At 72.4% G+C, this 11,247-nt stretch carries 13 protein-coding genes and 1 pseudogene; 4 read left to right on the top strand and 10 right to left on the bottom strand.

Annotated elements, in window-relative coordinates; translation table 11 throughout:
• The 3 genes and pseudogenes from ABD323_RS35995 to trxA all read left to right on the top strand — a co-directional run.
• Positions 1-502 (top strand): annotated as a pseudogene (locus ABD323_RS35995) (hypothetical protein); the annotation flags it as partial.
• A gap of 186 nt (positions 503-688) precedes the next feature.
• On the top strand, positions 689-1,642 hold the full coding sequence (trxB, locus tag ABD323_RS36000; protein WP_344446303.1) for a thioredoxin-disulfide reductase: 954 nt from the start codon (positions 689-691) through the stop codon (positions 1,640-1,642).
• 134 nt (positions 1,643-1,776) lie between these two features.
• Positions 1,777-2,121, top strand: a complete 345-nt coding sequence (gene trxA, locus ABD323_RS36005; RefSeq protein ID WP_344446304.1) for a thioredoxin — start codon at positions 1,777-1,779, stop codon at positions 2,119-2,121.
• A 71-nt stretch (positions 2,122-2,192) separates the two neighbouring features.
• Here the strand turns inward: trxA and ABD323_RS36010 are convergent, their stop codons facing one another.
• From ABD323_RS36010 to rpmH, 10 genes are all read right to left on the bottom strand, one after another.
• Complete coding sequence (locus tag ABD323_RS36010) at positions 2,193-2,915, bottom strand: hypothetical protein (RefSeq protein WP_344446305.1); 723 nt, start codon at positions 2,913-2,915, stop codon at positions 2,193-2,195.
• 87 nt (positions 2,916-3,002) lie between these two features.
• A complete protein-coding gene (locus tag ABD323_RS36015; RefSeq protein ID WP_344446306.1) occupies positions 3,003-3,620 on the bottom strand; it encodes a GNAT family N-acetyltransferase in 618 nt (205 codons plus the stop codon).
• Positions 3,621-3,777: 157 nt separating this feature from the next.
• Positions 3,778-4,884 (bottom strand): ParB/RepB/Spo0J family partition protein, encoded by a 1,107-nt coding sequence (locus tag ABD323_RS36020; RefSeq protein WP_344446307.1) that lies wholly within the window; start codon positions 4,882-4,884, stop codon positions 3,778-3,780.
• A complete protein-coding gene (locus tag ABD323_RS36025) occupies positions 4,881-5,891 on the bottom strand; it encodes a ParA family protein (RefSeq protein ID WP_425556278.1) in 1,011 nt (336 codons plus the stop codon). Before ABD323_RS36025 ends, ABD323_RS36020 begins: the two co-directional genes overlap by 4 nt.
• A gap of 220 nt (positions 5,892-6,111) precedes the next feature.
• The gene (gene rsmG, locus ABD323_RS36030) at positions 6,112-6,882 is read right to left on the bottom strand and encodes a 16S rRNA (guanine(527)-N(7))-methyltransferase RsmG (protein ID WP_344446308.1); all 771 of its coding nucleotides are present in this window, start codon (positions 6,880-6,882) and stop codon (positions 6,112-6,114) included.
• 255 nt (positions 6,883-7,137) lie between these two features.
• Positions 7,138-7,686 (bottom strand): Jag family protein, encoded by a 549-nt coding sequence (locus tag ABD323_RS36035; RefSeq protein ID WP_425556279.1) that lies wholly within the window; start codon positions 7,684-7,686, stop codon positions 7,138-7,140.
• Positions 7,687-7,790: 104 nt separating this feature from the next.
• Positions 7,791-8,948 (bottom strand): membrane protein insertase YidC, encoded by a 1,158-nt coding sequence (gene yidC, locus ABD323_RS36040; RefSeq protein ID WP_344446309.1) that lies wholly within the window; start codon positions 8,946-8,948, stop codon positions 7,791-7,793.
• Positions 8,949-8,951: 3 nt separating this feature from the next.
• Positions 8,952-9,353 carry a membrane protein insertion efficiency factor YidD gene (gene yidD, locus ABD323_RS36045; RefSeq protein ID WP_344446310.1) on the bottom strand — a complete coding sequence of 134 codons (402 nt, stop codon included), beginning with the start codon at positions 9,351-9,353 and terminating at the stop codon, positions 8,952-8,954.
• Positions 9,350-9,775, bottom strand: coding sequence for a ribonuclease P protein component (gene rnpA / locus ABD323_RS36050; RefSeq protein WP_344446311.1), 426 nt, complete (start codon positions 9,773-9,775; stop codon positions 9,350-9,352). Before rnpA ends, yidD begins: the two co-directional genes overlap by 4 nt.
• Positions 9,776-9,794: 19 nt before the next feature.
• Positions 9,795-9,932: a 50S ribosomal protein L34 gene (gene rpmH / locus ABD323_RS36055; protein WP_329566034.1), complete on the bottom strand. Its 138-nt coding sequence runs from the start codon at positions 9,930-9,932 to the stop codon at positions 9,795-9,797.
• Positions 9,933-10,395: 463 nt separating this feature from the next.
• On the opposite strand from rpmH, the gene ABD323_RS36060 reads away from it, so the two are divergent.
• The coding region (locus tag ABD323_RS36060) for a chromosomal replication initiator protein DnaA (protein WP_486327160.1) at positions 10,396-11,247 on the top strand (852 nt) is incomplete at its 3' end.

Consider the following 11,247-nt stretch of genomic DNA (forward strand, 5'->3'; position numbering starts at 1 on the left):
CGGCTACCTGACCCTGCTGGGGCTGGGCACCGCCGTCCTCGTCTCCGGCCTGGGCGGCTCGACCCAGCAGGCGACCAGCGCCAGCGGTGCCGCCCGCCCCGCCGCGAGCCCCTTCACGGCCGGCTCCGCCGCGCCCTCGACGGCCGCCGGTCCGGAGTTCACCGCCGCCGGTCTGCCGGAGCAGGTCCGCCGGCTGCTGCCCGCCACCACCTCCTCGGGACCCGGTGTCGTCCCGCACGCCACCGAGCAGGACGGCGGCCCCGCGGCGCCGATCCTGCCCACCCCGCCGCCCTGCGTCCAGCACGCCGTGGCCGGGCACGCGGGGGAGGCTCCGCTGGCGGTCGGCCGGGGCCACTACGACTCGGCCGCCGTGGACGTCTACGTCTACCGCCAGGCCGGCGACCCGAGCAGCCTGGACGTCTTCCTGCTCGCCCAGGGCTGCGCCACCGGCTCCCAGGACCCGGCCACGGTGCTGCTGCACGAGGTGGTGCCCGCCCGCTGACGGCGCGGGGCGCACCGCCCGCGGGACACGGCGCCGGATCGGGCCCGTGTGCCATCCGAGCGGTGGGCGCCTGGTGCGGGGCGGCCCGGGAATGCGCGACACTGGGGAGTCGTTGTCCGGGCTGGCGGAGCAGGACCGCCGGCCCTCCCCGCCCGGCGCGGGTCGTGATGCGAACCAGGAGATGCAGTGAGCGACGTCCGTAACGTGATCATCATCGGCTCCGGCCCGGCCGGATACACGGCTGCGCTCTACACCGCGCGCGCTTCGTTGAAGCCCCTCGTCTTCGAGGGCGCCGTCACGGCCGGCGGCGCGCTGATGAACACCACCGAGGTCGAGAACTTCCCCGGCTTCCGGGACGGCATCATGGGCCCCGAGCTGATGGACAACATGCGCGCCCAGGCCGAGCGGTTCGGCGCCGAGCTGGTCCCCGACGACATCGTCGCGGTCGACCTCACCGGCGACATCAAGACCGTCACCGACTCCGAGGGCACCGTCCACCGGGCCCACGCCGTCATCGTCACCACCGGCTCCCAGCACCGCAAGCTCGGCCTGCCCCGCGAGGACGCCCTCTCCGGCCGCGGCGTCTCCTGGTGCGCGACCTGTGACGGGTTCTTCTTCCGCGACCAGGACATCGCCGTGGTCGGCGGCGGCGACACCGCGCTGGAGGAGGCGACCTTCCTCTCGCGCTTCGCCAAGAGCGTCACCGTGGTCCACCGCCGCGGCGAGCTGCGGGCCTCCAAGGCCATGCAGGAGCGTGCCTTCGCCGACCCGAAGATCAGCTTCGCCTGGAACAGCGCGGTCGAGGCCATCCACGGCGACCCGAAGCTGACCGGTGTGACCCTGCGCGACACCGAGACCGGCGAGCTGCGCGAGCTGCCCGTCACCGGCCTGTTCATCGCGATCGGCCACGACCCGCGCACCGAGCTCTTCCAGGGCCAGCTGAAGCTGGACGAGGAGGGCTACCTCGAGGTCGAGGCACCGTCCACCCGGACCAGCCTGGTCGGCGTCTTCGGCGCCGGCGACGTGGTCGACCACACCTACCGCCAGGCGATCACCGCGGCCGGCACCGGCTGCGCCGCCGCCCTGGACGCCGAGCGCTACCTGGCCAAGCTGGCCCACGAGGCCGCCCAGCAGGGCTGAGCCCCCGCCGCGGGGCCGACCACCGGCCCGCGCACGGTTTCACGTGAAACCGTGCGCAGCCCGAAACAGAATCGGCCCCCGCAGTGTTGTCACTGCATGCAGTCCCACCCCGCAAGCGACCTTTAGGAGATCCCGTGGCCGGCGCCACCATCACCGTGACCGACGCGACCTTCGACGCCGAGGTCCTCAAGAGCGGCAAGCCCGTTCTGGTGGACTTCTGGGCCGAGTGGTGCGGCCCCTGCAAGCAGGTCGCCCCCGTCCTGGAGGCCCTCGCCGAGGAGTACGGCGACCAGCTCACCGTCGCCAAGATCGACGTGGACAACAACCAGGCGATCCCGGCGCAGTACGGCGTCATCTCGATTCCGACGCTCAACGTCTACGTCAACGGCGAGGTCGTCAAGAGCATCGTCGGCGCCCGTCCGAAGGCCGCGCTGCTGCGCGAGCTGGCGGACATCATCACGATCAAGCCGGCCGTCTGACCGGATCATCGACTGCGCGGAGGGCGGGCCCGGACCGGGCCCGCCCTCCGCGTGTTCGCGGGGTCGACCGCTCAGAAGCCGATGCCCGGCCGCTGCGCCCGGACCGAGACCGCGCCCGCGCCGTAGCGGGCGTCGAAGAGCCGCTGCTCGTCGGCGCTGCCGAGGTAGGTGCCGACCACCGCCTGGACGGCCGTCCCATCCGTGGCACCCACCGAGACCAGCTTCACGCCCTGCTGCTGCCAGTAGGCGGTGTCGGAGGTGATCCGCTCCCGCAGCCGGCTCATGCTCCGGAAGCCGTACCTGGCGTCCACGAAGGCCACCGCCACGCCCTGCGCGGCGGACCGGGCGGCGCTCTCCACCTCGGGATGCCCCGGCAGCCGGTAGACCACCACCCGGCCGCCGTCGAGATCCGCGGCGGCGTCCGCGTAGGCGTCGGGGAAGGCCTGCTGCAACGCCGGAGCCACCCGCTGGACGGCCGCTGACACCACGTCGGCGCCGGGCGGCTGCGAGGGCGTCGGGGCCGAGGAGACCGGGACCGGCGGCGTCGTGGTGGAGGAGACCGGGGTCGAGGTGACCGGAGCCGGCACCATCGAGGCCGGACCGGCCGAGGCGCGCGGGTCGGCGGTGACCACGAAGACCGTCCCGGCCGCGCTCGGCACCCCGCTCCCGCTGCCCGCCGCACTCCCGCTCGCCGCGGCGCACGCCGCCAGCAGCAGCACCGCCGCCGCGGACACCAGGGCGAGCGCCCCCGCCGATCCGCCCCTGCTCCGCCCCTCGCGCCTACCGCCGCTCATCCGCCCGCTCCCGTTCCGTGAGGCCCCTCGGTCAGGCTGTGCCCCGATGGGACGCACCCACGGCCGTCCGGGTTCCCCGACGGAACGTCAGAACGGACGCAGCGCGGGCTCCTTGCGGGCGCCACCGAGCAAGCGCTCCAGCGCTCCCTCCACGTCCCCCTTCCAGGAGAGGGCGGAGCGGGCCTCCAGCCGCAGCCGGGGCGAGCGGTGGTGCGGCCGGACCGTCTTGAAGCCCACCGCCCGCAGGTGGTCGGCCGGCAGCAGGCAGCTCGGCCGCTCCGGGCCGGCCGCACCGAACGCCTCGATCGCCCGCACCCCGCGACCCACCAGGTCCTTGACCACCGTCTGGACCAGCACCCGGCCCAGGCCCTGCCCCTGGAACCCCGGCAGCACCCGACTGACCATCAACTGCACCGCATCCGGGGAGACCGGACTGGTCGGGAAGGAGAGCGAGCGCGGCACGTAGGCGGGCGGCGCGAAGAGCACGAACCCGGCCGGCTGGTCGTCCACGTAGGCGATCCGCCCGCAGGACCCCCACTCCAGCAGCACCGCGGAGATCCACCCCTCCTTCTCCAGCGCCGCCTTGCCGCCCTCCACCGCCTCCCGCCCGCTGACCGGATCGAGCTCCCAGAAGACGCAGGAGCGGCAGGGCTCGGGCAGATCCGCCAGATTGTCCAGGGTCAGCGGAACGATCCTGCGGCCCATCGAGCACACCTCCTCGTTCGGTTCCTCTCCCGGGAGCCCCACCTCCGCGAGCCTGTCCCCCCAGGACCCGTACACCCGCACAGACGCCGATGGGTGCATGTTTCACGTGAAACATGCACCCATCGCGTTGCGTTCAACCACCACCCGGGCCGGCCGGTCAGCTCTGCGAGAGCCGCAGTCCGTCCTCGCCCGGCGCCAGGCTGTCGAGGATCCGGTTGAGGTCCTCCACCGAGGCGAACTCCAGGACCACCTTGCCCTTGCCGAGCTTGCCGCCCCGCTGCGAGACCTCGACCTTGACCCGGGTCTCGAAGCGGTCCGAGAGCCGGCCGGCCAGGTCGTTGAAGGCCGGCGAGAGGAGCTTGCCGGCCTTCGGACCGGCCGACCGCTGCGGCCTGTCCTCGAGGCTCATCAGCTTGACGATCTCCTCGGTGCTGCGCACCGAGAGGCCCTCCGCGACGATCCGCATGGCCAGCTTGTCCTGCTGCTCGCTGTCCGGCACCCCCAGCAGGGCCCGCGCGTGGCCGGCCGAGAGCACCCCGGCCGCCACCCGGCGCTGCACCGCGGAGGAGAGCTTGAGCAGCCGCAGGGTGTTGGAGACATGGGTCCGCGAGCGGCCGATCCGGTCCCCCAGCTCGTCGTGCGTGCAGCCGAAGTCCCGCAGCAGCTGGTCGTAGGCGGCCGCCTCCTCCAGCGGGTTGAGCTCGGCCCGGTGCAGGTTCTCCAGCAGCGCGTCCAGCAGCAGCTTGTCGTCCTCGGTGGCCCGGACGATCGCGGGGATCTGCTCCAGGCCGGCCTCCCGGGCCGCCCGCCAGCGCCGCTCGCCCATGATCAGCTCGAACCGCTCCGCGCCGACCTGGCGGACCACCACCGGCTGCAGCAGGCCCACCGCCTTGATCGAGGCGACCAGTTCGGCCAGCTTCTCCTCGTCGAAGACGTCCCGCGGCTGGCGGGGGTTGGGCACGATCGCGTCCAGCGGGAGCTCGGCGAAGCGGGCGCCGTTCACCGGGGCCAGCTCCACCGACTCACGGTGCTGCTCGGCCGCCCGGGCCGCCACCGTGCCCCGGCCGGTCGGCAGGACCGGCACCGCACTGGGCGAGACCGCGCCGGTGGGCAGCAGCCCGGCACCCGCGCCGGAACCCGCTGCCACGCCCTGCGCCGGGCGGGCCGGAGCGACCGTGACCCCTGCGCCGCCCATCGGCGCCGGCGAGCCGGTCGGCGGGATGAGCGCCCCCAGCCCCTTGCCCAGACCCCTGCGACCACTCACCGATTGCCCTCCATCGTGCTGTGCTCTGCCATCGGCGTCGCCTGCGCGCCGATCGTGTGCCGGTGCTGGCCCACCGCACCGAGCGCGTCGGCGGCCGCCTGCTCCACCGCCGTGGTCGGGGACGCCAGGCCGGGCGCCCGCAGCGCCAGCTCGCGGGCCGCCTCCAGGTAGGAGAGCGCCCCGGTCGAGCCCGGGTCGTAGGTCAGCACCGTCTGCCCGTAGCTCGGCGCCTCCGAGATCCGCACCGAGCGCGGGATCGCGGTGCGCAGGACCTCCGCGGCGAAGTGGTTGCGGACCTCCTCGGCGACCTGGGAGGCCAGCCGGGTCCGGGCGTCGTACATGGTGAGCAGGATGGTGGAGACGTGCAGCGTCGGGTTGAGGTGCGCCCGCACCAGGTCCACGTTGCGCAGCAGCTGTCCCAGTCCCTCCAGCGCGTAGTACTCGCACTGGATCGGGATCAGCACCTCCTGGCCGGCGACCAGGGCGTTGACCGTCAGCAGGCCCAGCGAGGGCGGGCAGTCGATCAGGATGTAGTCCAGCGGCTGCTCGTAGGCCGCGATGGCCCGCTGCAGCCGGCTCTCGCGGGCCACCAGGGAGACCAGCTCGATCTCGGCGCCCGCCAGGTCGATGGTGGCGGGAACGCAGAAGAGTCCCTCCACCTCCACCACCGGCTGCACCACGTCGGCCAGCGGCTTGCCCTCCACCAGGACGTCGTAGATCGAGGGCACCTCGGCGTGGTGGTCGATGCCCAGCGCGGTGGAGGCGTTCCCCTGCGGATCGAGGTCGATCACCAGGACCCGCAGCCCGTGCATGGCCAGGGAGGCGGCCATGTTGACGGTGCTGGTGGTCTTCCCCACCCCGCCCTTCTGGTTCGCCACCACGATCACCCGGGTCGCCGGCGGCCGGGGCAAGCCTTCTCCCGCGCGCCCCAGCGCCTGGACGGCGGCCTGTGCGGCCCGCCCGATGGGGGTGTCATCGATCTGGTCGATGGTCTCCGAGTCCTGCATAGGGGTCAGTGTTTCACGTGAAACCGGAGCGGCAACAGTCACCGCCCGGCTGCGACCGAGGATTCCAGAAAGCAGGGAGCGACGTTTCACGTGAAACACCATGCCCGCAATGTCGGAAATCTGACGCCACGACACTCCGGGGCACGCCGGAGGCCCTGGCGCACACCGCTGCGACCAGGGCCTCCTGTGACGATCCGCGCGCCGGCGCGGGCTCCCGCGGTCAGCGCCGACGGCGTCCCGCACCACGCGGCTCGGCCGGACGGCCGCTCGCGCGACCGGCTCGGGCGGCCTTGGCCCGCCGAGTCGCCGCCTTCACGCCACCCGGGCTCTCCCCGACCTTCACCTGCACGACCCGGGTGGAGGCGCCCAGCGTGCCCTCCCCGACCGGGATGACCGCGCACTCCACCGCACCCAGCCGCGCCAGCGCGGAGCGCGAGTCGATGAGCTCCTGCTCCGCGGTGTCGCCCTTGAGCGCCAGCATCTGCCCGTAGGGGCGCAGCAGCGGCAGCCCCCAGCCGGCCAGCCGGTCCAGCGGAGCCACCGCGCGCGCGGTGACGATCTCCACCGAGATCTTGCCGACCATCTCCTCCGCGCGACCGCGCAGCACGGTGACGTTCTCCAGGCCGAGCTCGCGGACCACCTCCTCCAGGAAGGTGGTCCGGCGCAGCAGCGGCTCCAGCAGGGTCACCGAGACGTCGGGGCGGGCCAGTGCGACCGGGATGCCGGGCAGGCCGGCCCCCGAGCCGACGTCGCAGAGCGTCGCCCCCGCCGGGAGCAGCTCGGAGAGCACCGCGCAGTTCAGCACGTGGCGGTCCCAGAGCCGCGGGACCTCACGCGGCCCGATCAGCCCGCGCTGCACGCCGGCCGTGGCCAGCAGCTCGGCGTACCGCTTCGCCGCGGCGAAGCCCTCGCCGAAGATCTCCCGGGCCACCTCCGGCGGCTCGGCCAGACCCTCCGGAAGACCGTCGGCCGCCGCACTCTCCGTCGCCATCTCAGCTTCTCCGCTCACCGATTCCATCGCCCCTCGCCCACCAGCACCGTTTCACGTGAAACATCCCCCCGCCCATTCTTCAGGCTCGCGCCCCGCCCGGCGCGCGTGCCCGGGGCCACCGCTCCCGGCCAGCACGCTCCCCCCGGGCCGCCCGCTCCGTCCGCCGACTGGATGGGGCTCCCCCCTCAGGAACAACGACCCCGTCCGCACGGCGGACCGTGCGAACGGGGTCGGACGAGAGCGAACTCCCGGACGTCAGCCCGCCAGGACGACGACGCAGCGCTGGGGCTCCTCGCCCTCCGACTCGCTGCGCAGGCCCGCGGCGGCGACCGCGTCGTGCACCACCTTGCGCTCGAACGGGGTCATCGGGCGGAGCTTGACCGGCTCGCCGCTCCGCTTCGCCTGCTCGGCCGCCTCGGCGCCCAGCTCCGCCAGCTCGGACCGCTTGCGGGCCCGGAAACCGGCGACGTCGAGCATCAGCCGGCTGCGCTCACCGGTCTCCCGGTGCACCGCCAGCCGGGTGAGCTCCTGCAGCGCCTCCAGCACCTCGCCGTCCTGGCCGACCAGCCGCTGCAGCGTCCGGTCGTCGCCGTCACCGACGATGGAGACCAGGGCCCGGTCGCCCTCGACGTCCATGTCGATGTCGCCGTCCAGGTCGGCGATGTCCAGCAGCCCTTCCAGGTAGTCGGCCGCGATCTCACCCTCCTGCTCCAGGCGAGCGACCAGGGTGTCGGCCGACTCGGCCGGCTCAGCCGACTGCACGGTCTGGCCGGCATCGACGGCAGAGGTGGTGCCTTCCGTCACGGAGGGACTCCTTCGGAGATGGGCCCAGGGGTACGGGCCTGGATCGAGGATCGATGAGGGTTCCGGCCCGACCAGGCGGGCCCGGAGCGCTCAGCGGCGCAGGCTCAGGACTTCTTCTTGGGCCGCTGCGTGCCCTGCTGCGGGCCTCGCTTGGGACCCGCCGCGGCCGGCTTGGTGGCCGGACGCTTGCTCTCGGAGGGCTTGCCGGCGCCCTGCGAGGTGGGCACCGCGTCCTGCACGGCGGCCTCCTCGGCCTCGTGCGTCTCGGGCTCCTTGACCAGGCTGGCCTTGGCACCGGTGTGCACCTGCTGGCGCTGGGCCTTGGTCTGCTTGCGCGGCTGCTGGCGACGCACCTGCACCGACTCGGCGACCGCCGCCTCGGCCTGCTGCTGCGCGGCCACCCTGCCGCCGAAGATCCCGAAGGGACCGTTGCCCTTGATGATCGAGCCGTCCGGGTTCAGCCGGCCGGCCGCCTTGAGGCGGGCCTGCCGCTCGTCCCAGGCCTGGCTGCCCGGCGTCGGGTTGTTGCGGATGACGATCAGCTGCTGACCCATCGACCAGACGTTGGTGGTCAGCCAGTAGACGAGCACACCGACCGGGAAGTTGACGCCCATGAACGCGAACATCACCGGGAAGACGTACATCAGCATCTTCTGCTGCTGCATGAACGGCGTCTTGACCGTGAGGTCCATGTTCTTGGTCATCAGCTGGCGCTGGGTGATGAACTGCGACAGCGACATCAGCACGATCATCACCGCGGTGACGATCTGCACGTTCAGGTCGTGGCTGCCCCAGAACTTCGCGGACAGCGGAGCACCGAAGATGTGGGCCTGGTGGGCGCTGTCGAGCAGCGAACCCTTGATGACGCCGATCGGCTTGTTGTTGGCGACCGAGGAGAGCACCCCGTACAGCGCCGTGAAGAACGGCATCTGCACCAGGATCGGAAGGCAGCTCGAGAAGGGGTTGGTGCCCGCCTCCTTGTAGAGCTTCATCATCTCTTCGGACTGGCGCTGCTTGTCGTTCTTGTAGCGCTCCTGGATGGCCTTCATCTTCGGCTGGATCGCCTGCATGGCCCGGGTCGACTTGATCTGCTTCACGAAGAGCGGGATCAGGCAGATCCGGATCACGACGACCATCGAGGCGATGGCCAGGCCCCAGGCCCAGCCGCCATTGGGATCGAAGACGTTGCTGTACAGCGAGTGGAACTGGACGATGATCCAGGACACCGCGGTGTACAGGGGATTCAGGAAGGACCAGGTCACCGGTCAGACTCCTTGAGCATTGGGCTTGGTCGTCAGGCTTGCGGACATCGGGCCTACCGACGTCTGACCAGCAGCCGTCGAGCCTGAGGTGACCGGCCCGTCCACCTCGGGGCCTGACGGCTCCGGGCTCGCGGCACTACCGGTCCTGGGCTGCACCAGGGCGCGAAGCCGCTGGTGCCATACGGGACGCTTGCGCGGCGGTACGTGATCGACTCCGCCCGGGGACCAGGGATTGCAACGCAGGATGCGCCACCCGGTCAGCAGACTGCCCTTGACCGCACCGTGCGTGCGCACGGCCTCGTACCCGTAGTGCGAGCACGAGGGGTAGTAGCGGCAGACCGGCCCGAGCAGCGGACTGATCGTCCACTGATAGACCCTGATCAGTCCCATCAGCAGGTACTTCATCGCCCTGATCCTCCTCCCGAGGAGGCCGGATCGGTCCGGAGCAACCGCTTCAGCGCCGCATCCAGGTCCTGTGCGAGTTCGAGATACGACGCCGACCCCGCCGGGGGCAGCGCCCGTACCACTATCAGGCTACCTGCGGGCAACCTGGCCAGACGCTCCCGGACCAGGTGACGTAGCCGACGCTTCACCAAGGTGCGCACGACAGCCGGACCGACCGCCTTGCTCACGACGAAACCCGCACGCGCCGAGGAGGTCTCCTCGGCGACGTGCGGGTGGGAGTCGCTGTACCCGCCGACCGGCACCTGCTGCTCGTCCGCTCGTCTGAGATGGACGACCAGCAGGGGCCTGCCGGCTCGGCGACCGCGTTTCACCGCGGTTGCGAAGTCCTGGCGCCGCCGCAGCCGATTCTCGGGGGGCAGCACTGCAGACCCTGGGCGCGGATCAGGCGGAGATGCTGGTGCGGCCCTTGCCACGGCGGGCCGCCAGGATGGCACGGCCGGCGCGGGTACGCATACGCAGCCGGAAGCCGTGGGTCTTGGCGCGACGACGGTTGTTCGGCTGGAAGGTGCGCTTGCTCACTCGGGGGCTCCTGGGGTGAATCGTAGGATGACGATTTGCAGCTTGGCCGTCACCGTGCGTCCGCGTGATCTCCCCTTCAGAACTGGGAAATCCGGCCCGAATCCCCAGGTCTGCTGGGGCCCGGGCAATCCACGGCGCCCGTGCTGCGCGCCTTATGGAAGCGGGGTGGACCCGCGGACATGCGGCAGCGGCCATCGACAACTCGACCTGGTTACGGTACGCGGCGCGGGCCTCGAGGGTCAAACCGGCTCCTCGCGGCGCCCTCGGGGAACCCCGCGCGGACCGGCCCGGCCGCCAAGGTGTACACAGCCTGTGGACAACAACTTGAATCAGGTCTGTCCGCTGACTACCGTTGCAGGACTTGTCTGGTTTTGTTCATCCACCCGAACCAGCCCCAGATCCTGACCCATCGAGTCTGACCCAGGACCGCCCCCCGTTCGGGGGAACGAGAAAGCGTGCACCAGTGGCTGATGTCAACAGCGATCTCGTACCGGCCTGGGCGAAGGTCGTCGAGCGACTGGTGAACGACACGTCGGTGGGTGACAAGGACAAGCTCTGGGTGCAGCGCACCCAGCCGATGTGGATGATGCACGACACCGCCCTGCTGGCCGCCCCCAACGAGTGGGCCAAGCAGGTCCTGGAGGGCCGGCTGCTGCCGCAGCTGACCGACGGCCTGAGCCAGCAGTTCGGCCGCCCGGTGCGGATCGCCGTCATGGTGGACGCCAACGCCGTGCCGCCCACCCCCGCCCCGCCGATGCCTGCGGGCGCGCCCGAGCCCCGGCCCGAGCCGGCGCACGAGCCGCGGCCGGAGGCCGGGCCGGCCGACCAGCAGTCCGGCTGGCCCCCCGCGCCCCAGCAGCACCAGCAGCAGCCCGAGTACCCCGGTGGCGCCCGCTCCTACCGCGAGCAGCAGTCCTACGAGGAGTACCCGTACCCGTCGGCCGGCGGCCAGGGCGGGTATCCCGAGCAGTCCTACCCCCCGCAGCCCTACGGCGACTACCCGTACCCGGCCGCCGAGCAACCGGGCGGTTACCCGGAGCAGCCCTACCCCCCGCAGCAGCAGGGGTACCAGGAGCGGCCCTACCGCGACTGGGAGGGCCGCTCCGAGGGCGGCGGCCGCCCGGGCCCGCCCGACGCCCGCCAGCTCGGCCCCGGCGGGCACCAGCAGCCCCGGCCGGGCGGCGACCCCGCCCAGGGCGACCTCTTCGGCGGCGCCTACGACTCCACCGGCGAGGAGCAGCGCCCGCGCGGCGCGGCCGGCTGGGGCCTGCCCACCCGCCGCGACCTCCCCCCGTCCGTGCGCCCGGGCCCCGGG

It is taken from the genome of Kitasatospora nipponensis (assembly GCF_039528135.1).
In the GTDB taxonomy this organism is placed as follows: Bacteria; Actinomycetota; Actinomycetes; order Streptomycetales; family Streptomycetaceae; genus Kitasatospora; species Kitasatospora nipponensis.